At 62.1% G+C, this 21,488-nt stretch carries 21 protein-coding genes; 8 read left to right on the forward strand and 13 right to left on the reverse strand.

The genetic code is table 11. From position 1 onward, the window contains the following. Positions 1-4: 4 nt before the first annotated feature. From CUJ91_RS27545 to CUJ91_RS27555, 3 genes are all read right to left on the reverse strand, one after another. Positions 5-2,536: a DUF802 domain-containing protein gene (locus CUJ91_RS27545; protein ID WP_114157637.1), complete on the reverse strand. Its 2,532-nt coding sequence runs from the start codon at positions 2,534-2,536 to the stop codon at positions 5-7. Between the two features lie 10 nt (positions 2,537-2,546). Then, positions 2,547-3,275: a DUF3348 domain-containing protein gene (locus CUJ91_RS27550; RefSeq protein WP_107706842.1), complete on the reverse strand. Its 729-nt coding sequence runs from the start codon at positions 3,273-3,275 to the stop codon at positions 2,547-2,549. Between the two features lie 109 nt (positions 3,276-3,384). Continuing rightward, positions 3,385-4,038: a helix-turn-helix domain-containing protein gene (locus CUJ91_RS27555; protein WP_029970081.1), complete on the reverse strand. Its 654-nt coding sequence runs from the start codon at positions 4,036-4,038 to the stop codon at positions 3,385-3,387. A 125-nt stretch (positions 4,039-4,163) separates the two neighbouring features. Between CUJ91_RS27555 and CUJ91_RS27560 the strand changes: the two genes are divergently transcribed. Genes CUJ91_RS27560 through CUJ91_RS27570 form a run of 3 tightly spaced genes read left to right on the forward strand, consistent with a single transcriptional unit; the run spans position 4,164 to position 8,259 of the window. Beyond that, positions 4,164-5,450 carry an MFS transporter gene (locus tag CUJ91_RS27560; protein ID WP_006049462.1) on the forward strand — a complete coding sequence of 429 codons (1,287 nt, stop codon included), beginning with the start codon at positions 4,164-4,166 and terminating at the stop codon, positions 5,448-5,450. Positions 5,451-5,488: 38 nt separating this feature from the next. Continuing rightward, entirely contained in the window at positions 5,489-7,015 is a 1,527-nt protein-coding gene (locus tag CUJ91_RS27565; protein WP_107706843.1) for an amidase, read from the forward strand. Between the two features lie 11 nt (positions 7,016-7,026). Then, complete coding sequence (locus CUJ91_RS27570) at positions 7,027-8,259, forward strand: NAD(P)/FAD-dependent oxidoreductase (protein WP_044021108.1); 1,233 nt, start codon at positions 7,027-7,029, stop codon at positions 8,257-8,259. 58 nt (positions 8,260-8,317) lie between these two features. Here CUJ91_RS27570 and CUJ91_RS27575 read toward each other — a convergent pair whose 3' ends face one another. Both CUJ91_RS27575 and CUJ91_RS27580 read right to left on the reverse strand, forming a co-directional pair. Then, the gene (locus CUJ91_RS27575; RefSeq protein WP_244231035.1) at positions 8,318-8,644 is read right to left on the reverse strand and encodes a hypothetical protein; all 327 of its coding nucleotides are present in this window, start codon (positions 8,642-8,644) and stop codon (positions 8,318-8,320) included. A gap of 66 nt (positions 8,645-8,710) precedes the next feature. Continuing rightward, positions 8,711-10,135 carry a putative bifunctional diguanylate cyclase/phosphodiesterase gene (locus CUJ91_RS27580; protein ID WP_114157638.1) on the reverse strand — a complete coding sequence of 475 codons (1,425 nt, stop codon included), beginning with the start codon at positions 10,133-10,135 and terminating at the stop codon, positions 8,711-8,713. A gap of 252 nt (positions 10,136-10,387) precedes the next feature. Between CUJ91_RS27580 and CUJ91_RS27585 the strand changes: the two genes are divergently transcribed. Beyond that, on the forward strand, positions 10,388-11,338 hold the full coding sequence (locus CUJ91_RS27585; protein WP_006049467.1) for a LysR substrate-binding domain-containing protein: 951 nt from the start codon (positions 10,388-10,390) through the stop codon (positions 11,336-11,338). Positions 11,339-11,418: 80 nt separating this feature from the next. Here CUJ91_RS27585 and mctP read toward each other — a convergent pair whose 3' ends face one another. Together mctP and CUJ91_RS27595 are read right to left on the reverse strand one after the other, a co-directional pair. Beyond that, the gene (mctP, locus tag CUJ91_RS27590) at positions 11,419-12,900 is read right to left on the reverse strand and encodes a monocarboxylate uptake permease MctP (protein ID WP_006049468.1); all 1,482 of its coding nucleotides are present in this window, start codon (positions 12,898-12,900) and stop codon (positions 11,419-11,421) included. Next, positions 12,897-13,094, reverse strand: coding sequence for a DUF3311 domain-containing protein (locus tag CUJ91_RS27595; protein WP_006049469.1), 198 nt, complete (start codon positions 13,092-13,094; stop codon positions 12,897-12,899). The genes mctP and CUJ91_RS27595 overlap by 4 nt, the downstream gene beginning before the upstream one ends. A gap of 276 nt (positions 13,095-13,370) precedes the next feature. On the opposite strand from CUJ91_RS27595, the gene CUJ91_RS27600 reads away from it, so the two are divergent. Genes CUJ91_RS27600 through CUJ91_RS27610 form a run of 3 tightly spaced genes read left to right on the forward strand, consistent with a single transcriptional unit; the run spans position 13,371 to position 16,048 of the window. Continuing rightward, entirely contained in the window at positions 13,371-14,792 is a 1,422-nt protein-coding gene (locus tag CUJ91_RS27600) for a cache domain-containing protein (protein ID WP_114157639.1), read from the forward strand. After that, complete coding sequence (locus CUJ91_RS27605; protein ID WP_107706847.1) at positions 14,789-15,436, forward strand: response regulator; 648 nt, start codon at positions 14,789-14,791, stop codon at positions 15,434-15,436. Before CUJ91_RS27600 ends, CUJ91_RS27605 begins: the two co-directional genes overlap by 4 nt. A gap of 42 nt (positions 15,437-15,478) precedes the next feature. Continuing rightward, complete coding sequence (locus tag CUJ91_RS27610; protein ID WP_107706848.1) at positions 15,479-16,048, forward strand: hypothetical protein; 570 nt, start codon at positions 15,479-15,481, stop codon at positions 16,046-16,048. Between the two features lie 40 nt (positions 16,049-16,088). On the opposite strand, the gene CUJ91_RS27615 is transcribed toward CUJ91_RS27610, so the two are convergent. The 3 genes from CUJ91_RS27615 to CUJ91_RS27625 form a co-directional block, all read right to left on the reverse strand. Beyond that, positions 16,089-16,574, reverse strand: a complete 486-nt coding sequence (locus CUJ91_RS27615; protein WP_114157640.1) for a hypothetical protein — start codon at positions 16,572-16,574, stop codon at positions 16,089-16,091. Between the two features lie 27 nt (positions 16,575-16,601). Further along, positions 16,602-17,399 carry an H-NS family nucleoid-associated regulatory protein gene (locus CUJ91_RS27620; RefSeq protein WP_114157641.1) on the reverse strand — a complete coding sequence of 266 codons (798 nt, stop codon included), beginning with the start codon at positions 17,397-17,399 and terminating at the stop codon, positions 16,602-16,604. A gap of 257 nt (positions 17,400-17,656) precedes the next feature. Next, on the reverse strand, positions 17,657-17,995 hold the full coding sequence (locus tag CUJ91_RS27625; RefSeq protein WP_029966658.1) for a hypothetical protein: 339 nt from the start codon (positions 17,993-17,995) through the stop codon (positions 17,657-17,659). A gap of 247 nt (positions 17,996-18,242) precedes the next feature. On the opposite strand from CUJ91_RS27625, the gene CUJ91_RS27630 reads away from it, so the two are divergent. After that, complete coding sequence (locus tag CUJ91_RS27630) at positions 18,243-18,548, forward strand: hypothetical protein (protein WP_114157642.1); 306 nt, start codon at positions 18,243-18,245, stop codon at positions 18,546-18,548. Positions 18,549-18,668: 120 nt separating this feature from the next. Here the strand turns inward: CUJ91_RS27630 and CUJ91_RS27635 are convergent, their stop codons facing one another. The 3 genes from CUJ91_RS27635 to CUJ91_RS27645 form a co-directional block, all read right to left on the reverse strand. Then, positions 18,669-19,742 (reverse strand): DUF6765 family protein, encoded by a 1,074-nt coding sequence (locus CUJ91_RS27635; protein ID WP_029966662.1) that lies wholly within the window; start codon positions 19,740-19,742, stop codon positions 18,669-18,671. 219 nt (positions 19,743-19,961) lie between these two features. Then, positions 19,962-20,360 carry an FKBP-type peptidyl-prolyl cis-trans isomerase gene (locus CUJ91_RS27640; RefSeq protein WP_029966664.1) on the reverse strand — a complete coding sequence of 133 codons (399 nt, stop codon included), beginning with the start codon at positions 20,358-20,360 and terminating at the stop codon, positions 19,962-19,964. 57 nt (positions 20,361-20,417) lie between these two features. After that, positions 20,418-21,275, reverse strand: a complete 858-nt coding sequence (locus CUJ91_RS27645; RefSeq protein ID WP_114157643.1) for a carbon-nitrogen hydrolase family protein — start codon at positions 21,273-21,275, stop codon at positions 20,418-20,420. Positions 21,276-21,488 lie beyond the last annotated feature (213 nt).

Consider the following 21,488-nt stretch of genomic DNA (forward strand, 5'->3'; position numbering starts at 1 on the left):
CCGCTCATGCCGCCTCGACTCCGTCAGCCGAGCGCCGCGCCGCAAGCTGCTGCAGATCTTCGACAATCTGCTTTTGCGACATCACGCTCAGATCGATAACTTCGCGCGCCTGCGCCACGTAGTAGGCAAGCTGTTCGTCGCTGCGCGTGAGCGACTTGTCGAGCGCCGCTTCGATTCTCTCCAGATGCGCGACGAGCTTGTCGTTCGATTCGCCGAACAACTGCACCGCCGCGCCGAACGCGTCGCTGAGGCTCGCCACTTCGACGGCGCCGCCCGCGATCTGCGCGGCTATCGTGCCGATCTTGTCGGCCTCGGCCTCGACCTTGTCGGTGAAACGCGTGCCGACGCGTTCGAGCAAATCCGCCGACGTCGCGACGAGCGCATCGACCGCCGTGCGCTGTTCCGTGGATGCATGGTTGACCGCGTCCAGCAGCGTTTCCAGGGTTTCGAGCAGACGGCTGCGCTCCTGCAGCATCGCCGTGTCGCGCACCATGCTGTCCGACAGCTTCTGCCGCAACTCGGCGACCACTTCGGCAGCGGCCTTCGGCGCCTCGGACGCCGCCTGCACGAGCCGCGAAATTTCAGCGATGGTTTCGCTGGCATGCGCCTGCGTCTGAGCCGAAATATCGCGCGCGGTCTGCTCGAGTGTGTCGCAAATCTGCTGCTGACGGTTGGCCGTCAGTTCGCCGGCTTGCTGCCATTCCTGGCTCAGAGCGCTCGCCATCGAGTCCAGCTTCGATGTCCATGCCGTAAGACGCGCTTCGTTGTTCTCTCCCGCTTGCTGCCATTCCTTACCGAGGGCGCTCGCCATCGAGTCCAGCTTGGATGTCCATGCCGCGAGGCGCGCTTCGTTATGTTCGCCGGCTTGCTGCCATTCCTTGCCGAGCATCGCCACCATCGAATCGAGCTTCGACGTCCACGCCGCGAGACGCGCTTCGTTGTGCTCTCCCGCCTGCTGCCATTCCTTGCCGAGGGCGCTCGCCATCGAGTCCAGCTTCGACGTCCATGCCGTGAGCCGCTCTTCGTTATGCTCCCCGGCTTGCTGCCATTTCTCGCTGAGCGTGTTCGCCATCGAATCGAGCTTCGACGTCCACACCGCAAGCCGCGCTTCGTTCTGTTCGCCCGCCTGCTGCCACTCCTTGCCGATCATGCCCGCCATCGACTCGAGCTTCTCCGTCCACGCCGCGAGCCGAGCTTCGTCTCGCGAGGCCAGTTGCGTCTGCAAGTCCGCATGCGACTCGCCGACGTTGCGCACCAGCGACGCCGAATGCTCCGCGAACGTCGCCGCCGCCGCAACCAGCGCCTGCTCGTGCCGCGCCGCCAGCGTCGCGCCCGACTGCTCGTGGCGCGACAGCGCGTCGTTCCACGTCTGCGAAAGCTTGCCCGCCGCGGTTTCGAGGCGCGCGGAAACGCCGTCGACAAGTCCCGCCGAGCGCTCGTCGAACGTCTGCGTGAAGCGCTCCAGCGAAGCCTGCAATTGCTGCGTCATTGCATCGTTCGAACGTTGCTGGCCGGCAAGCGCCTCGTTCCAGATGCCCGCGATCTTGCCGGTAGCCGACTCGAAACCGTTCGACAGCGCATCCAGTTGCCGCTGCACCGCCTGCGAGACGCTCTCGTGCAACGAGGCGCTTTCGCGCGCGAGGCCGGCCATCGTCGCCTGCATGACCGGTTCGAGCGCCGCGCCGGCAGCACGCGTGCTGTCCGCGACGCTCTGCTTCAACGACTGCTCGACCGATGCGGCGAGCCGCGTGTACGCGGCCTGCGCCTTGTTGTGAAACGTCTCCTGGCTTGCAAGCTGGCGCTCGTTGAAAGCGAGGCTGTGCTGCTCCATCGCGGCCATCATCGTTTGCAGACGGTCGACCAGCGTCGGCATCAGTTCCGCTTGCCGTTGCAGGAGCCGGAAGCTCTCGTCGCGCTGATGAGCCTGCGAATAGATGCGCAGGCTCGTGGCGATCCTAAGGTCGAGCTGTTGCGCCGCTTCGAGCCGCTCGCGACGGCACAACGCCGACAACAGGCCCAGCATCGCGGAACTCGCCACGCCCGCGATCGACGTACCGAACGCGAAGCCCAGGCCCTTCACCGGCGCGGCCAGCGAAGCGCGGATCGCGGCCAGATCGGTTGCGCTTTCGAGCGCCATGCCGGTGCCGCGCAAGGTCACGACCATGCCGAGCAGCGTGCCGAGCATGCCGAGCAGCACCAGCAAGCCGACGAGATAAGGCGTGAGCGCAGGCCCCGGCAACGCGACGCGCTCGCCTTCGATGCGAAGACGAACCGTATTGCGCAAGCCCGGATGCAATTCCTCGAGCCACGCGCCAAGCCGCGGCGGCGGCTCGGCGAGGCGCGCGACGGCGCGAGTGAGCGTCGCAGTCGCCGTGCTATAGCGCCGCAATTCGAGCGCGCCAGCAAGATAAATCGCGCCGATCAGCAGCGTGACGGCCAGCGCCAGCCAGTTGGACCCGACATAGCCGATGGCAATGCCGCACACCGCGGCGAGACCTGCCGCGAACACAACGAGATCAATACGATATCTGGACATGGCGTCCCGGTTAGCGAGTACGAAGGGCGGCAAGCAACCCTTCGACTGGTTGTAAACGAATATCCAGCTCGGCAAGCAGCACGCTTTGCATGTCCTTGCGGAACACGTCGAGCCAGGGGCCGGGCGCGCCGGGGGCGGCTTGTGCGCCATCGCCATCGTCCGGCAGCGGCTGTGCGCTGTCGCGCAGACGCTCGAAGTGTCCGGCGAGCAGCACCGGCAGATTGGCCAGCAGGCTTCGCTCGCGTTCGCCGAGCGCACGTTCCATCACGGCATCGAGCACCGCGAGACGGCCCATCGCAGGATTCCTGGCGGCAAGCAACGCGCGCAGCCGGCCGCGCAGATTGCCGACACCCGTTTCCATCGACTGCTGCATGGCCTGGTAGCGCTGACGAAAGAGCGCGTAGTCGACGGGCGCGGCCTGCGGCTCCACATACGCGGGACCGCGGCGCCTGGCGGTCGCGAACGCGCTGTCGCCGGTAATCGTGGCGACGAGCGCGGCCCGCGCGCGCGCGCATTCCGCCTCCTCCGCGCTGCCGAATGCTCGCGCGCCCGCGGCCGGCGTGGGCGGCGCGCCGCTGAGCGCCGACGACAGCGCGATCGCATCCGTCCAGCCGAGCCACTGGCTCAGCCGGTCGGATAGCGATTGCCGTGGTTCGGGAACGTCGACATTGGCGAAGCGCGCCAGCAGGCGAACGAGCGCCGGGCCGCTGAGAGCTGTGCGCTGGGGGGCTTGCAACATACCACCGGATGCAAAAAAGTCAGCAGTTTACACGCTGACGCGCACGACGGCTTCGCTCCCCATTACAACGTCCTCGCACGCAGACATCGTGGCGCTCGGGAATAGGCGTTCAAATCGCTCCGCGCGGCCGATGCTCGTCCGTATCGACGCAGCACACCAGCGCATCCGCATCTTCCTCGCCGACGCTCACATAGATGTGCCCGACCGAGCTGTCGAAGTACAGGCTGTCGCCCGGCATCAGCCTGAACGACTTGCCGTTCTCGAAGCGCAATTCGAGCTTGCCGGAGAGCAGAAAGACGAACTCCTCGCCCGAATGCCGGATGTACTCGGGAAAGTCCGATACGGCGCGCGCATGGATGTGCGCGCGCATCGGCATCATGCGTTTGCCCGTGAGGTTGTTCGCGAGCATCCCGTACTCGTAGTTCGGCGTGTCGTACACCTGCTGCTTGCCCGCCGCGGTGAACGACGGCTTCATCGCGCCGGCCGCCGGCTTGCGGCGCCGGCCGAAAATCGCGTCGAACTCGAGCTCGAGCGAATGCGCGAGTGCCGCGAACTTGTCGTAGGTCAGCGCGATGTCGCCGCGCTCGGCCTTCGAGATCGTCGATACCGCAATGCCCGAGCGCTCGGACAATTCGGCGAGCGTCAGCCCGCGCGCCTTGCGCGCCTGCCGCAAATGCCCGCCCACCAGCTTGTGATCGAGCGACGGCGGCGCTTCATGCGCGTGCGCCTTCGGTTGTTTCACTACGGCTACGGCTTTGACCATGTCACTGATTCCGCCTGGCTTCCTTGCTTCCCGCCTGTCCACAAAAATTTCTCGTATGCGAGAAACTATTTTTTTCTCGTATATGATAACTCACGTCGATTCCACCTTTATGTGGGGCCCGTATCGTGTCTACCCTTGCGCTTAGTCAGTCCCGTTTGACGAAGACCCGCGTCATCACTGCCACGACCATCGGCACGGCGCTCGAATTCTACGACTTCACGATCTACAGCTTCTTCGCGATCCAGATCGGGCAGTTGTTCTTTCCGGGCGCGTCGCCCGTCAATCAGTTTTTACTGTCGATCGGCGTATTCGGCGTGGGCTTCGTGGTGCGGCCGCTCGGCGGCGTCGTGATCGGCGCGTATGCGGATCGCGCGGGCCGCAAGAACGCGATGGTCCTCACGATCATGCTGATGGCGCTTAGCTGCGCGATGATCGCGTGCGCGCCCACTTACGCGGTCGCCGGCTTCGCCGCGCCGCTCATCGTGCTCGCCGCGCGGTTGATACAAGGCTTCGCGGCGGGCGGCGAGTTCGGACCGGGCACGACGCTGCTCGTCGAATATGCCACCGACAACACGCGCGCGTTCTTCGCGAGCTGGAATTTCGCGGCGACTGCCGCAGGCCTCGTGCTCGGCGCGCTGGTCGCGACGCTCGTCAATGTGCTGCTGCCGAAGCAGGCGGTGCTCGAATGGGGCTGGCGCATTCCGTTCGTGCTCGGCATCGTCGCGGCGCCGGCCGGCATGCTGATCCGCCGGCGCCTCGAAGAAACGCTGACCGCGCGCAAGCCCGGCGAAGCCGCGCCGAGCGGCGCGCTGAAGGCCGCGCTGACCACGCATCTCAAGCTGACGATTCTCGGCACTTTCGCCGAGTTGGGCGGCTCCGTGTCGGTCTACATCACCGCCTTTTTTCTGCCGAGTCATGCGGTGCGCGCGCTGCATCTTTCGTCGACGTCGGCGGTGATCTCCGGTATCGTCAGTTCGCTTGCGCTGTTCGTCGCCGCGCCGCTCGCCGGCATGCTCGCGGACCGCTACACCCGCAAGCGCGTGCTCGTGATTTCGCGCGTCGTGATGCTGTTGCTCGTGTATCCGGCGTTTGCATTCCTGAGCGCGCATCCGTCGATGACGGCGCTTTGCATCGTGTCCGCGCTGCTCGCCGTGTTCGTGTCCGGGCAGATCGTGCCCGTGCTCGTGATGATCCCGGAACTGTTCCCGAAGCATGTGCGTGCAACCGGAATTGCATTGACGTATGTTGTGAGCGCATCGTTTTTTGGCGGCTTCTCGCCGTTTATCGCAAGCTGGCTGGTCGCGCGCACCGGCAATCCGCTCGCGCCGGCCTGGTATGTGGCCGCCGCGTGCGCAATTTCGCTGGTGCCGGTAATCTGGCTGAAGGACCGCACCGGCGAAGCGCTCGGCTGACCAAGAAAGACACAATGAGCACAATGAGTGGAGACGATATGAGTCGAGACAACGATTTGCCCGGCCGTAGCGCGGTCGAGTTGCGCCGGATGATCGGCGCGAAAGAGATCTCGCCCGTCGAACTGCTGGAGGCGTGCATCGCGCGAATCGAGGCGGTGAATCCGGCGGTCAACGCGATCACCGCAACCGACTTTGTGGCCGCGCGCGCCGCCGCCAAACGCGCGGAAAAGCAGGTACTCGACGGCGAGCCGCTCGGCCTTCTGCACGGCTTGCCGCTCGGCGTGAAGGACCTCGAAAATACCGCCGGACTCCTGACGACTTATGGTTCGCCGATGTCGCGCGGCAACGTGCCCACGCAAGACGTGGTGCTCGTCGAGCGTCTGCGTGCCGCCGGCGCGATCGTCACCGCGAAGACCAACGTGCCGGAACTCGGCGCCGGCGCGAACACGCGCAATCCGGTGTGGGGCGCGACCGGCAATCCGTTCAACACAGCATTGAATGCAGGCGGCTCGTCGGGCGGTTCGGCGGCCGCGCTTGCGTGCGACATGCTGCCCGTGTGCACCGGCTCGGACACCGGCGGCTCGTTGCGCATTCCCGCTTCCAAATGCGGCGTGGTGGGCTTTCGTTCGACGCCGGGACTCGTGCCGAATTCGCGCAAGCTGGTGGGCTGGTCGCCGATCTCGGTGGTCGGGCCGATGGGCCGCAGCGTCGCCGAAGCGTGCTTGCAGCTCGCCGCTACCGTGGGCATCTCGGCGGGCGACCCGCTCAGCTTTGCCGCCGATCCGCTCAGCTTCGCCGCGCCCGCCGACATCGACCTCGCCACATTGCGCGTGGGCTGGACCGAAGACTTCGGCAGTTGCGACGTGGATGCGTCGATCCGCAACGTGTTTCGCGAACGCATCGCGCTAATCGCGCCGTCTTTCCGTTCATGCGAGGAAGTGAGCTTCGATCTCGGCGACGTGCACCGCTGCTTCGACGTGATTCGCGCGGAGAGCTTCGTCGCCGGTCTGCACGATGCCTATACGCGCGATCCGGCGCAACTCGGCCCGAACACACGCGCCAATTACGAGCTCGGCGCAAGCATGAGTCTCGCGGACAGCGCGTGGGCTCAAGCCGAACAGACGCGCATCTTCAAACGCTTTCAGGCCGCGTTCGAGCAGTACGACGTGATCCTCTCGCCGACCACGCCCGTATCGCCGTTTCCGTGGCAGCAGTTGTACGCCGCGCAAATCGACGGGCGCGAGCAGGACAACTATTACCGCTGGCTCGCGCTCACCTATGTCGTCACGCTGACGACGCATCCGGCGCTGTCGCTGCCGTGCGGTGTCGATCACGCGGGCATGCCGTTCGGCTTGCAAATCGTCGGGCCGTTTCATGGCGACCGCAAGACGCTCGCCGTCGCGCATGCGATGGAGCAGGTGTTCGCGCAGTCGCCTGCGTTGCGCCGTCCGCGACCCGATCTGTCGAAGCTCACGAAAGCGGACGCGTCGTTGAAATCGATCGTGACGTCGCCCCCTCTTTTTAACGACGCCGACGCGAACGGCTCGGGCCTCTCAGCAGTTTAACGATGACAACAATGAAGTTCGATACCGTCGTACTCGGCGCCGGCATTGTCGGCGTGTGCGTGGCCGTGCATTTGCAAAAGCGCGGCCGACAGGTCGCGCTGGTCGACCGCAAGGCGCCAGGCAACGAGACCTCGTTCGGCAATGCCGGATTGATTCAGCGAGAAGGCGTGTACCCGTACGCATTTCCGCGCGGACTGGGTGCATTGCTTCGCTATGCGCGCAACCAGTCGCTCGACGTTCGCTACCACGCCGATGCGCTATTTCACGCGGCGCCGTTTCTGTGGAGATACTGGCGCAACTCCGATCCGGCGAAACACGCCGCGATTGCAAAGTCATATTCGACGCTGATCGAACATTGCGTGAGCGAGCATCGCACGCTGGCCGCGCAAGCGGACGCGAGTGCTTTGCTGCGCCCCACGGGCTGGATCAAGGTGTTTCGCAGCAACGCCGCTCAGGACGCGGAACTGCGAGTCGCCGATCGATGGAGCCGCGAATACGGCGTCGAATTCGAAGCGCTCGACGCCGCCCACCTGCAGCACATCGAGCCCGATCTCGACAAGGCATTGCTCGGCGGCCTGCGCTACACGCAAGCGGATTCGGTGAGCGATCCGAACGCGCTCGTCACGGCCTACGCGAAATACTTCGAGGCGCTCGGCGGACGGTTCTTCACCGGCGACGCCAATACGCTGCGCAACGGCTGGGAGGTCACGACAAACGCAGGGACGATCGCGGCTTCATCGGCGGTGGTCGCGTTGGGGCCGTGGTCCGGCGTGCTCAGTTCGCGGCTCGGGTATCGGCTGCCGCTCGGCGTCAAGCGCGGCTACCACATGCATTACGCGGCACGCGCGGGCGCGCGCCTCAATCATCCGGTGCTCGACGCCGAGCGGGGCTATCTGCTCGCGCCGATGGCGCGCGGCATCCGCCTGACGACCGGCGCTGAAATCGCATTGCTCGATGCGCCGAAAACGCCCACGCAACTCGCCGCCGTCGAACCGATTGCACGCACGCTGTTCCCACTCGACAAACGCCTCGACGATCAACCGTGGATGGGCGCGCGGCCCTGCACGCCGGACATGATGCCCGTGATTGGCCGCGCCGAAAAACATCAGGGCTTGTGGTTCGCATTTGGTCACGCGCATCATGGACTCACGCTCGGGCCGGTGACCGGTCGCCTGATCGCCGAAATGATGACGGGTGAAGAAACGCTCGTGGACACGCATCCGTTCAGAGTGGACAGGTTCTAACGTCAAACGCGGGCAGCGCGCTTGCCGCTTCGTGCGGGAAGCGCGCCTGCCGCTTCATTTAGTGCAGCGGTTGCAGCGCGGTCCAGCGCGTCCAGCCGCTATCGCCTGCTACCGGGCTGATCCGCAATGCGCGCGAACCGTCGGCGAAAATGATCGATTCGGCATGACATGCTTCGGGGTCCGGAATATCGCGCGGACCCACAAAGCTCACGACATGTTTGAACGAAAGATTGCCTTCGCGCAATATGTCGAGATAGGCGGGCTCCTCGTTATCGAATGGCTGAGCGGTGCAACGGTTCAACAGCACAGCAGCGATTTCTGCATCACACATGTTCTCTCTCTCCTGACTGACTAACGCGACACCTCCCATGCCGGTGGCGTTCAAGCTCGTCATTTTTATGAAATCATTCTAGAAGTCATGGCCGAAAACGCCAGCCCTCTCGCGCATTCGTTATCTGGGCATACGCTTTCTCCTGAAGCGGTCCGCGTCCGATAATCTGCCGGCGCAATCGGCCGCGGTTCCAGGGCGGCCGAACAGATAACCTTGCAGCGCGTCGCAGCCCATCTCGCGCAGCATCACGGCCTGCTGTTCGGTTTCCACGCCTTCAGCCGTGACGCACATTCCGCATGCATGAGCCATTTTCACGAGCGCCTCTGCAATCGCAGCGCAATCCGTGTCGTCCGGCAAACCGGCGACAAACGAGCGGTCGATCTTCAGGCCATGCAGCGCAAAACGCTTCAGATACGACAGCGACGCGTAGCCCGTGCCGAAGTCGTCGATTGCGAGCGTGACGCCTAGTTTGGCCAGTGCGGCCATCGTCGCGCGCACGGTGGCATCGTCCGGCAGGAGAATGCCCTCGGTGATTTCGAGCTGCAAAGCGCAGGGGTCGAGCCCGCTGTTCGCAAGGCACGCAGCGACACGTTGCACGAGCCGCGCGTTGAACTGCACCGGCGAAATATTCACGGACACACTGACATCCGGCGCGATGCTCCAGCGCCAGTTCGCGACCTGTGCGCATGCCTGCTCGAGTACCCAATCGCCGATGTCTTCCATCAAGCCCGCCTGTTCGGCAATCGGGATGAATTCGGCGGGGGCCACGTCGCCAAGTTCGCTGCTGGTCCAGCGCAGCAATGCCTCCACAGCTATGGTTTCGCGCGACGCCGCCGCCACGACTGGCTGATACGCAATTGTTAATTCGCCCGCCTTGAGCGCATCGCGCAGCCGGTTCTCGATCGCAAAGCGGCGCTGCGCAGCCTCTTTCATATCGCGCGTGAAAAAGCACACGTTGCCGGGTGCATGGACTTTCGCGCGACGCATCGCGGCGCCGGCATCGCGCATCAGCAGCGCCGCATCGCGAGCGCCGTCGTTGGAGCGCGCAACCCCCACCGACGCACTCACGCGATACTCGCGCCCCGCGATCACGAACGGCTCGGCGAATAACGCGAGCATCTGTTGCGCGAAGGCAGCTAGCATCGGCATGTGACCGTGATGTTCGGTAACGATCAGAAACTCGTCGCCGCCGATCCGCGCAAGCAGATCGTTCGTGGCGAGCGCGCGCGCGAGCCGCTGGGCGACGCTGCGCAACAGGCGGTCGCCGAGATCGTAGTCAGCAATGTCGTTGATCCTGCTGAAGCCATCCACGTTGACCACCAGCATTGCCACACGCGCCGCCCGCGCGGACTTCAGAAGCTGTTGAGCGCGCCCTGTCGCGTACGCGCGGTTATAGACACCCGTGAGCGAATCGACAAACAAAGCATGCAGGAGCCGTCCATCCGCCACCCTTTGCACAGTAGGGCTTTTCAATGTTGCGTCGTCATGTGCGAAGTGCAATGGGACGCCGGAAGCGGTTGCCGGCACGGAAACTTGCTCGGTCATCATTACACTCCTATGCTAGGCATTACGCATTCAGCAGACAGCTTGCCGTTTTATGCATGCAGCTAAATTTTTATAGCCGTCAAGACTACGAGGTGTAGAGCTTTATCGCGCGAGAAAAAACACGCGCCGCCATGCGGTAGCCGTGCCTCCACGATATTCCCGCATAGGCCGCTTGAGAACGCGCCACGCCGGTGAACGCGTAAAGCAACGGCAAACGCTTTACCACACGCGGTATAAACCGCTGGGCCACAAATGAAAATTCATCAGCTACGCGCCCTCATCGCCATTGCCGATGCGGGAAGTGTCAGGGGTGCCGCGCGAACGCTCAATTCGTCGCCGGCGGCCGTAACGCAAAATATTCAGCAATTGGAAGAAGCGGCACACGTTCAACTCGTTGTGCGCACATCGTCCGGAGTGACGCTCACCGAATGCGGGCAAACCCTGCTTTTGCATGCACGGCTCGTCGCCGCGCAAATGGTGCGTGCGCATCAGGCGATGGACGCAATGCGCGGCGAGCCAAGCGGGCGTCTTTCGATTGCGGTGACCGCGTGGGTCGCATTGACATTTCTGCCCGAAACAGTCGCGCGCTTTCGCGCCAGAATGCCGGCAATACAACTGGAATTATTCGAAGGCTTACTCGCGATCGCGACACCGCGCTTGCGCGACGGCAGCCTGGACATTTATGTCGGGCGTCAATCGCCGAGTGTCTCTGCATGCGATTTCAACTATCAGCCGCTGTTCGCCACGAGCCGCGCGGTCGTCGCACGCCTGGGTCATCCGCGCGCGGAATCGCGTTCTCTCGCGGAATTGCTCGACGACGACTGGCTGGTTGCGCTCGATCCGGAAACCGAGGGGCATGCGCCCTATCAGATGTTTTCCCGCTACGGATTGCCGGTGCCGCGCAGCATCCACTTTCTCCATTCGCTCACCGTGGCGGTCGCACTGCTCAAGCGCACTGACATGGTGAGCATTTTTCCGTGGCCGCTCGTCGAACTCTGCGCGGCGCGCGACGGTTTGTGCGCGATCCCTTTGCGCGAAGAACTCGAAGACTCGACGGTCGGCATCATCACGCGCACGGGCGAGCCGTCCGATGCCGCGTCGCAGTGCTTTATCGATTGCCTGCTCGAAACGATCCGCGATGAATCGTGGGGCCGCACGACGGAGATTCGCCGCGCCATGCAATCGGTGGAAGTGCTGGTTTAGCGTGCCTCGCTCGCTTTAAATAAAAAACGCCGCGAGCCCAAAGCCCGCGGCGTCAATAACACTCGATCAGTAAAGAACGATCAGGCGGTCACGGCCACTCGCCGCGGCGACAGCGCCGACACGACGAACGCCACCACGATGTTCGCGACCAGTGCGATCAGGCCGATATAAACCGGATACACGGCGTCGCCGAGATGCAGTGCGAACACCGGCTTGAGCCCTTGCGAAATCGCGAGCGACGTGCCAAGCAAAATGCCGACGAGCCAACCGCTAAAGAGACCCGGCGTATTCAGGCGCCGCGTGTACAGCGAGAACACGATAGCCGGGAAGATCTGCAAGATCCACACGCCGCCGAGCAGTTGCAGGTCGATTGCATATTGCGTCGGCAGGAATACGATGAACAGCAACGCGCCGAACTTCACCACGAGCGACACGATCTTCGCGTTCGCCGCTTCGGCTTCAGGCGTGATATTCGGCGACACCAGCGGGCGCCACAAATTGCGCGTGAACAGATTCGCCGCGCCGATCGACATGATCGCTGCCGGAACCAGTGCGCTAATCGCAATTGCAGCCGCCGCAAAGCCGACGAACCACGACGGGAACAGCGTATTGAAAAGCGCCGGCACGATATCCGAAGCCGACTTCACATGCACGCCGGCCGCAATCGCCATATAACCGAGCAACGCGATCAAGCCCAGCAGCAGCGTATAAGCCGGCAGGAAGATCGCATTCTTGCGGACCGTTTTTGCCGAAGAGGACGAGAGCACCGCCGTCATCGTGTGCGGATACATGAAGGCCGCGAGCGCCGAACCCAGTGCGAGCGATGCATACGCGGTGAATTGCGTCGGCTTGAGAATGATGCCGGTCGCGCCGCCCTTCGCCTTGAAATAGGTATCCGCTGCGTCGAACACATGCGCGTAGCCGCCGAGTTTCGCGGGAATCAGCCACACCGCCGCGATCACGACGATGTAAATCATGATGTCCTTCACGAACGCGATCATCGCCGGGGCGCGCAAGCCGCTTGCATACGTGTACAGCGCGAGAATCACGAACGCGACGATCAGCGGCAATTCGCCGGTCACGCCGAGTCCCTTGATCACCACTTGCATGCCGACCAGTTGCAGCGCGATATACGGCATGGTCGCCACGATACCGGTCAACGCGACCGCGGCCGGAAACCACTTGCCGCCGTATTCGCCGTGCACGTAGTCCGCTGCCGTGATGTGGTTCTTCGCGTGTGCGATTTTCCACAACTTCGGCATCACCGCAAACACGAACGGGTAAACGATGATCGTGTACGGCAACGCAAAGAAACCATATGCGCCGACGGAATACACGAGTGCGGGTACGGCGATCACCGTGTAGGCGGTATAAAAGTCGCCGCCGACGAGGAACCACGAAATGACCGTGCCGAACTGCCGGCCGCCCAGACCCCATTCGTGCAATTGCGTGAGGTCGCCGCGTTTCCAGCGGGCGGCAAAGAAACCGATTACCGTGACAAGCACGAAGAATGCGATGAAGACGGTCATCGCCACCGGATTGACGGGGTTCAGGTCGCTCATTTGACACCTCGGTACACGACGTAAATCAGCAGCGAGGTCAACGGCACCCACAGGAACTGATACCAGTAGAAGAACGGAAAACCGGCGAACGACGGACGCGTGTCGTTATAGAACGGCAGCCACAAGAGCGCGATATACGGAAGCAAAAGAATGAGCCATAGCCATGACCGGCCGGCGGATGGGGAGGTCTCCATGTACATCTCCTAGGTCTATTATTGACACCACGCATCCGGACTTGTGATCCGGCGCGCGGAAATCCGGTAACGGGTATTCGTGTGAAATACCCGCGCAGTCATCTGCCGAAACCGGAATCTGCTTTTGCGCACTGCCGACGCATGAGCGCGAAAACGTCCGCAAGACGCAATGCGCCGCGGGGATGTAGTATTCGCCTTCGTAAGCGTCCTCACAAGCGCGCAACTACGTAAGCCGGCTACGTATTACTACGTAGTCCACTGGCCGTCTTTTCAACGATGAAACTCAAAGCCAAGATCGTCTTGCTGGCTATCGTGCCCTTTCTCGCGGCTATCGCCAGCATCGAAATCGGCGTGCGCCGCGAAGCGACCGCGCTCGCGCAAACACAGCACGCGACGACTCAGGCCGCGTACATGGCGAGCAAGGAAATCGAGCTCAAGCATTACGTCGAGTTGGCCACGTCCGCGATCGCGCCGCTTTACGAAGCCGGCGAAGATAACGCGCGCGACGACGCGCTGCGCCGCACGCGCGCGCTCGACGTGCTCGAGAAGATGGACTTCGGCAAGGACGGCTATTTCTTCGTCTACGACATGCATGGCCGTTCGCTCATGCATCCGCGCGAGCCGCATCTCGTGGGACGCGATTTGTCGGAACTGCGCGATCCGCAAGGCGTGCTCACCATCCAGAAGCTGCTCGCCGCGGCGTCGCAAGGCGGCGGCTATGTGCGCTATTTATGGCATCGCCCTTCGACGGGCAAGCTCGCCTCGAAACTCGGCTACGTGGTGCCGCTCGAACGCTGGGGCTGGATGATCGGCACCGGCATCTATCTCGACGACGTCGACACGACCCTCGCGCATATCGACGAGCGCGCGGCGATCAATATCGATCGCACGATGATGTGGATCGACGCGATCGCACTCGCGGGGCTCGCCGCTATCGCGCTGTGCGCGCTCGTGCTCAACGTCACCGAATATCGCAGCGCCGACGCGAAACTGAAGCGGCTCGCGCAGCAGGTGGTCGAATCGCAGGAGAACGAACGCGCGCGGCTTTCGCGGGAATTGCACGACGGCATCAGTCAGATGATGGTGTCGGTGAAGCTGCTGCTCGAATCGGCGCTCGCGCGTTTCGAGCGCAGCGAAACGCGCGTGCCCGCCGCGGAAGCCGCGTTGTCGACCAGTCTCACGCGTCTCGGCGACACGTTGCGCGAAGTGCGGCGTATTTCTCATGCGCTGCGCCCGTCGATGCTCGACGACCTGGGCGTCGCGGCAGCCATCGAGCAACTCACGCGCGAACTGAGCGAACAATCGGGCATTGAAATCGGCTTCACGCAGATCACGCATACTCACGCCGCGGTTTTGGCCGAGGCGGTCAACACCGTTCTGTTCCGCATTGCCCAGGAAGCGCTGACCAACATCGTGCGCCATGCGCGTGCGTCGAACGCGGCGCTCTCGCTGGAAGTGTCGAACGATGCCGTCGCGCTCACAATCGCCGACAACGGCTGCGGTTTCGATGTCGCGCACGCGTTTGTCGGCCGCCGCTCGGGCGTTGGGCTGCGCAATATGCGCGAGCGCGTGGAAGCGTTAGGCGGCACGCTTGCGCTCAACTCGCAGCCTGGCCATACGCTCGTCACCGCGCGTGTTCCGCTCGTCGCCGGTACAACGGAGCCTCATAAGCAGAGCCTGCAGGAAGTGTCTTCATGAACGATATCTCACATCCCATTGCCCGTCTGATTCTGGTCGACGATCATCCGCTCGTTCGCGACGGCTTGCGTGCGCGGCTCGAAGCAGTGCGCAACCTGGAGGTAGTCGGCGAAGCAGGCAATGCACAGGAAGCGCTCGCGCTCGCCGCGAGCCTGGAGCCTCACCTCGTGCTGATGGATGTCGGCATGAACGGAATGAACGGCATTGCGCTTGCCGGCATGTTTCATGAGCGATTCCCCGCGATTCGCGTATTGATGCTGTCGATGCACGACAACCTCGAATACGTCACGCAGGCAGTGCGCGCGGGCGCGAGCGGTTATGTGCTGAAGGACTCGCCGTCGACTGAGATCATTCAGGCGATTAGCGTCGTGCTCGACGGAAAGACGTATTTCAGCGCGGGACTCGGCGCCCGATTGATTCAGGCTTCGGCGATGCAATCGCCGGTTGAACGGCTCACGCCGCGTGAACGCGATATTCTCGATGCACTCGCCGAGGGTTTGTCGAGCAAGCAGATTGCTCAACGCAACGATCTGTCGGTGCGTACTGTCGAGACACATCGCCTGAATCTGAAGCGCAAGCTCGATATTGAAGGCCAGGCCGAATTGATCAAGTTTGCGGTCGAGAACCGGCGCACGAGCCGCTAATAAGAAGAACGTCTCGCTGCGCAACGAGTGGAGACAATCAGCATGATACTGAGACGATTCACGCAGCGGCCGGCGAGTGCATTGCAATGCGCGGCTTTATGTCTATCGTTGTTTTTGGTTCTGTCTTTGGCTCGCGGCGAAGAACAGCGAATCAATCGCGGACATGACCCGTTCTTTCAGATTTCCAAAGCCATTGACGGATGCCCAGCACCGCTCGGCCCACTCGAAACCGAACAGGAATGGCTCGCCGACAGTCATTACCGCATTGAACGCGGCAACAGTTGCTGGATAGAAGGGCGTTGCCGCTTACCCAACGCTTATCTGTACGACAAGGAAATTGCGGAGGCCGTGCAGCGGCGTCTCGCCAATATCAATGCCGCGACTCATTGGCGCGAACATTCGACGCTTTGGCTCACGCTGCAACGTCGCTTTGTCTATGTGGAAGGCTGCGTATCGTCTGGCTTCGACAAGCAGGCGTTCCTCAGCGAACTCGCGAAAACTGCGGACGTCGAACGCGTAATCGACAATACGACGACCAACCCGCGCGCCCCGCAATTGCCTTATAGAACACTTGCAGAACCGGAGCGCCCGGTACTCGATCCGGGCAACTAACCTGGCGCGCGGCGAACAGGCAGCGCCGCTCTGGATAGATCTACCGTACCAGTGCAAATGCCTCGCGGCTTGCGATTTCAGCCGCGCCGTATACACCGACCAGCGTGTAATCGGACGCTATGCACTCGAACGTGGACTCCAGAAACGTAATGACGAAATGACGCTTCGCCAGTTCCGGCAATGACACTGCGGCGAGTTCATCGACAAGAGAAGAGTTGATCACTTCCTGTGCGGCAAAAGCGGCCAGACCTTGCGACGCGAGCGGATGAATCTCGAGATCGCCATCGCCCGGTGGCCCTAGCCGATGAAACACCGTGTCGGGGAATAACACTGCGCAGAACGGATCGTCGTCGGGATCGAACGGACCGAACCGCTCGAAGTCGGATTCCGCAATCGGATAAGCGAGAATCACGCGGCGATCGCTCGCGACAATGAACGGCTCCGCTGCGTCGGCTGCGGGATGAGGAACTGAGTCCAGCAGGAGAACCCGATCCTCCTGCTGGGGCGATTCATGTACGCTCGTCATGTACTTCGCTGTGCCAGTGCAGTGCGCTTATGCGCTCGCCGCGGCGGACGCGACCGGTGCCGCAGCGGTCACTGCGGGTTGCGAACTTGCGGCTTTCTTGCGGCCCGGAAGTTTGCTCGCGGCTTTGCTTGCAGCTTTCGTTGCTGCCTTCTTCGCGGTGACTTTTCGCGCGGCGGTTTTCTTTGCAGCGGGTTTTACCGCAGCTTTTTTAGTGGCAACAGATTGACTACCCGCCCGCGCCTTTTTCGCCACAACCTTTTTCGCAGCCGCGGATTTCACTTTACCGGCCTTACCCGCCACCGACGCTGCGCCGCCGTCGATCAGAAACCTGCTGCGATCCTTCACCGATGCAAGCCATGCAGGCGCCGGGCCGCGTCCGCTCCAGGTCGCACCGGTTGACGGATTGCGATACTTCGGCGGTTGCGCGCCTTTCGGCTGACCTTTGGCTTTCGCGTTGTTAGCGGCAACGCTGCCCCACTTCGATTCGCTTGCGCCGTCGATGAGAAACACGCTGCGGTCTTTCGCGGTTGCAATCCAACCGGGCGCGCGGCCGTGTCCGGTCCAGGTCGCACCGGTTTTGTGATCGCGATACTTCGGAATCTTCTGTCCGGCTGCCGCGGCCTTTGCGTTGCCGGCATGGCCGTTAAGGCCCTTGGCCGCGCCCCGCGCTTTTGCTTGCGCTTCGATGTCGGCGGTAGTCAGGCCGTGCTTAAGCATCAATTCGCGAATCTGGTCGATTGCGACTTGCGCTTTCCTTGCAATAAGGGCGTCAGCTTGCGCCTGGAGCTTCTTAAGCTTTGCCTGGATTTGCTCTAACGTGGGCATTGAATTGCTCCTTATGTGGTAATCGAACGAACTATGCCATGAATAACGTGGGAACGGCATAGCCGGATGGCCATAAAAAACCGAATTCTGACTTGCTCTACGCGTGCGGAATACAAAAAGTTCTCTTCGATGCAATCGATAGACGCCTTTAGCATGCATTCGTTCTTTGCCTGTGCCACTTTTTATGGACTCTTTATTACGCGTTGCTTCTTTGTTTATTCCGACACTCTCTTTCTTTCCAATTGTTGCCGGACAGCTCAGGTCGGGGTAAAAACGACAACCTGACGGTCCGCAATGTATCTGACGCTGCGCAAAAAGCGATACTGCTGGCCATCGGCGGTGATCCGGTTAAGTCCTATGCGGGTCAGCGCGAGAATCTCGTCAGCCTGCTCGGCCTGTACCACGCCCTCATCGCGCAAATCTTCCAGAGAAGCGGACGGATCGCCGATATAAACACTGCGCACGTGCGCTCCAATTCTCATGAGAACGACGCTTTCGCCCTCGTCGAGCGCCAGTTCAAGATAGGCCGCCAGAATTCGCAGCGACTCGGGCGTGCAAGTCTGGGCCTGATAGATCGCGGCATTCGATGGCGTCATGTCGGTTCCCCGTCACCTGTATCGAGAAAAGGCGGCACTGTGCATTGCGGCAAGAGCCGCTTCTACTATAGGCAAGCATTCGGAGATTCAAAGGCTTCGAGTTCATTTTTTAACGCCGCAGTGGCCGTAACCGTGCGTTACCAATCTCGCAGCGCTGTTTCCCCTGTGTCGTGGGCGCGCTTCTACACTTCAGCCGTCCATCGAGACAAAGCTTTGGCAGCGCACTTCAAGTGCAAGGAGAAGGAAAATGAACAAGAAGATCGTTGGCGCAGCACTCGGTCTGGCAGTTCTCGCCGCATCGTCGGTTGCTTCTGCCCATGTGAATCTCGCCGTCGGCGTCGGCATTCCGGTCGGCGTCTATGCGCCGCAGCCCGTTTATGTGGCGCCTCCGGTTGCGTACGGCCCTGCCCCGGTCGCCGTAGCCTATGGCGGTTATCGCGCTTATGACGGCCGCGACGGGTGGCGCAAACGCCGCGAATGGCGAGAACGCGAATGGCGTCGCGAGCACTGGCGCGAGCATGAATGGCGCGAGCGGCAACGCTGGGGTTATTGAGGCGACGCTATCGCTTTGAGCGTTCGGGCGGGGCGGTCAGTACTTTCATCTGAAACCGGGCCATAAAGACATAAAGAGGCCGCCCGCGTGGCGGTCTCTACTCATTCCCGCATGAACGCATCATGCGATTCGCAGGCCGTGAGCCGGCAGCACTTCCTGAGTCGTCACGAAACGGTGCTGTTTTACCGCGTCATGAAAGAGCCGGTAGTCGCTCTTTTCGAATGCCTCGCTCCACACGGGCTTTTCGCCGGAGTCGTCTTCCGCGCGAAGACCGGTGGCTTTGTACTTCCATGAGCCGACTCCCTTCGGCACGTAGTCCGGAATGGCCTCTTTCAGGCCGGGAATGCCGCCCTCCTTCACGAACTCGCAGATCGCCCGCAACCGCTCGTTGTCGTCCATGATCCGGTTGGTATCGAGCAATTCGGTGAGCGTCGCTTTCACGTTTTGCGGCATGCCCTCTTCGTTTTCGAAGTCTTCGCGCCCGGCCACATACGCGCGAACCGCACGGCACGCCATGTCGGCGGCCTCGACAAACTCCGGCAGGTTGTGTCGCTGTATGAACATATTCCTGCCGTCGATGTAATGCCATTTCGCCCACGGCTGATCGGGATAATGCAACGCGGCGCCGTGGCCCACAGGTAGCGCAAGCGTCAGAACATCGGCTTCGACGTGCTGCACCAGGTGCTGCATGGCGAGTGTGAGATTCTCGAGCCAGCCCGTGCGCGTGCAATCTTGCGCCTCGAGAGAATGAACCCGGTTGCCCGGACTTTCGATGCCCGCGAACCCCTGATGCGCCCACGTATCCACATACGTATGCAGCGTCACGCCGAGACGATGCAAGCCCATCTCCGTGCTGCGCTGCCGGATAGCGCGCCGCACCACCTCGCGCGCGACCGCGCTGTCCGCGCGGCACACGGCTTTTTCGTCGAGCGTTGCACCCTCTCCTGCCGGCAGAAAATGAAACGGCGCCCACACGAGCCGGTTCTGGTCGTTCTCTGTATTCGCATAGTCGAAGGTCTTGTGCGCGGTGGCGAAGCGTTCGAACGTCTCGCCGCCCTGAAAGCGCAGGATGCCCGGCGTGGTTGCATCGTCGACATACTGGCAGGCATGGGCGACGGTCAGCGCCTGGCTCGGCGTCATTCCGCCAACTCGCGCGACGATATAGACCACGCCGTAATGAAAGTCGATATTCATGGCAGATGCTCCTCATGCACGATGAATGACTACAACAGCACTGGTAAACGAGCGAGTAGGCGGCGAGTTGAAAAGACGTCGTTCTTTATGCCCTACGCGGTGTTGTCGTGTTTTATTCCATCCTCTATCCGACTGCGGGCCACTGCGGGCCACTGCAGCCCATAAAAAAACCCCGCTACGTTATCCGTCGCGGGGTTGCGTTTCAGCGCACGTCGCGCCTTATTTGACGATGTCGACCAGTTCGACTTCGAACGTCAAGTCGCTGTTCGGCGGAATCGTGCCCACGGCGCGGCTGCCGTAGGCGGTGGCGGCCGGGCACGTCAGTTTTGCCTTGCCGCCCACTTTCATGGTTTGCACGCCCTGCGTCCAGCACGGAATCACGCGGTTCAGCGGGAACGTTGCCGGACCGCCGTGTTTCGCGGACGCGTCGAATTCAGTGCCGTTCGCAAGCGTGCCGCGATAGTTGACCTTCACGACATCGGTGGCGGCCGGCTGCGCGCCGGTGCCTTGCACGAGGTGTTCGACAACCACGCCCGAAGGCAGCTTCTCAGTAGAAGCGGCAGCCATCGCCGTCGACGAAAGTACAGTAGCGGCAAGCAGAGCAACGATAGATTTCAAAACGAATCTCCAGATGGGTAGTACGGTTCATTCTAGCGCACGGAATAGAGCGCGCTGCTAATCCAGCGGCAGCACCGCAACGTTATCGGCCGCCATATCGCCATGCGCGACGAAATCCGCCAGCGCCGTTTCCCGTTCGCGAACGTCGGCAAGCACGGCCGGATCGAGCCGCGCGACGATGACTTCTTCCCGTTCGCGGCTGGCTTCTTCAATCACATCGCCATAGGGACTCCAGACTGCGCTCGCACCGCATGTGTCCCAGCCGCCGGTCATGCCGACGTGATTCGACAGCAACACATACATCGTATTGTCGAACGCGCGTGCGGGGAACCAGATGCGCGACTGGTGATAGCCGGACTTCACGCTAAAGAGCCCGCTCACGAGATAGGCGTGCGCGCCGTTTACCGCCGCCATGCGCGCGTGCTCGGGAAAGCCCGAGTCGTAGCACACGCCAAGTGCGAGCCGCCATCCGTCGAGTTCGAGCATGCAGCCTTGCGTGCCCGGCCGGTAGATTTCCGCTTCGCTTCTATATAGATACTGCTTGTGATACGGCTTTGCGTCCTCGCCGCGGCAATCGAATACGAGCGACGAAATATGCAGGCCGTCCGCGCCGCGCGTGGCCGCGCCGGCAATTGCCGCAATGCCGCGTCGGCGGCAAATCTCGCGGATCGGATCGAGACGTGCATCGGCGAGTTCGAATGCGTATTGCGCGGGATCGCCGGCGATCAGGCCGGGTTCATAGCCGCTCAGGAACTTCTCGGGAAAAACCACCAGTCGGGCACCGCGATCGGCGGCAAGACCGGTCAATTCGACCGTCTTCATGATGTTTGCCGTCACGTCTCCGCAAACCGGTTGCGCTTGCGCGGCTGCAATTTGCAGGGGTGATCGGGGCAACGCTGCGAACTTGTTATTCACCGTCAACTCCGTTATGAATCGAGCGCAGGTTCAGCGCGTACCCGCTTGCCGATGGCCAATGGCGGGAGCCCGCGCGTCTGAAGCGAGGCATTTAAACATGGACCGCGGCGGCGTGTCAGCGCAATTCTCTTGAACCAGCGCTTTGCGCGCGCGGTCCACGTAGAAGAGGTACGGCGAAGTATCGTCCTGCGCAACCCGATGCCAACGAGCGCT

This window comes from Paraburkholderia graminis (genome assembly GCF_003330785.1).
GTDB lineage: Bacteria > Pseudomonadota > Gammaproteobacteria > Burkholderiales > Burkholderiaceae > Paraburkholderia > Paraburkholderia graminis.

Coding starts and splice junctions, on each gene's coding strand:
- CUJ91_RS27545 (WP_114157637.1), bottom strand. CDS start 2,536: ATGTCCAGATATCGTATTGATCTCGTTGTGTTCGCGGCAGGTCTCGCC.
- CUJ91_RS27550 (WP_107706842.1), bottom strand. CDS start 3,275: ATGTTGCAAGCCCCCCAGCGCACAGCTCTCAGCGGCCCGGCGCTCGTT.
- CUJ91_RS27555 (WP_029970081.1), bottom strand. CDS start 4,038: ATGGTCAAAGCCGTAGCCGTAGTGAAACAACCGAAGGCGCACGCGCAT.
- CUJ91_RS27565 (WP_107706843.1), top strand. CDS start 5,489: ATGAGTCGAGACAACGATTTGCCCGGCCGTAGCGCGGTCGAGTTGCGC.
- CUJ91_RS27570 (WP_044021108.1), top strand. CDS start 7,027: ATGAAGTTCGATACCGTCGTACTCGGCGCCGGCATTGTCGGCGTGTGC.
- CUJ91_RS27580 (WP_114157638.1), bottom strand. CDS start 10,135: ATGACCGAGCAAGTTTCCGTGCCGGCAACCGCTTCCGGCGTCCCATTG.
- CUJ91_RS27585 (WP_006049467.1), top strand. CDS start 10,388: ATGAAAATTCATCAGCTACGCGCCCTCATCGCCATTGCCGATGCGGGA.
- mctP (WP_006049468.1), bottom strand. CDS start 12,900: ATGAGCGACCTGAACCCCGTCAATCCGGTGGCGATGACCGTCTTCATC.
- CUJ91_RS27595 (WP_006049469.1), bottom strand. CDS start 13,094: ATGGAGACCTCCCCATCCGCCGGCCGGTCATGGCTATGGCTCATTCTT.
- CUJ91_RS27600 (WP_114157639.1), top strand. CDS start 13,371: ATGAAACTCAAAGCCAAGATCGTCTTGCTGGCTATCGTGCCCTTTCTC.
- CUJ91_RS27605 (WP_107706847.1), top strand. CDS start 14,789: ATGAACGATATCTCACATCCCATTGCCCGTCTGATTCTGGTCGACGAT.
- CUJ91_RS27610 (WP_107706848.1), top strand. CDS start 15,479: ATGATACTGAGACGATTCACGCAGCGGCCGGCGAGTGCATTGCAATGC.
- CUJ91_RS27615 (WP_114157640.1), bottom strand. CDS start 16,574: ATGACGAGCGTACATGAATCGCCCCAGCAGGAGGATCGGGTTCTCCTG.
- CUJ91_RS27620 (WP_114157641.1), bottom strand. CDS start 17,399: ATGCCCACGTTAGAGCAAATCCAGGCAAAGCTTAAGAAGCTCCAGGCG.
- CUJ91_RS27625 (WP_029966658.1), bottom strand. CDS start 17,995: ATGACGCCATCGAATGCCGCGATCTATCAGGCCCAGACTTGCACGCCC.
- CUJ91_RS27630 (WP_114157642.1), top strand. CDS start 18,243: ATGAACAAGAAGATCGTTGGCGCAGCACTCGGTCTGGCAGTTCTCGCC.
- CUJ91_RS27635 (WP_029966662.1), bottom strand. CDS start 19,742: ATGAATATCGACTTTCATTACGGCGTGGTCTATATCGTCGCGCGAGTT.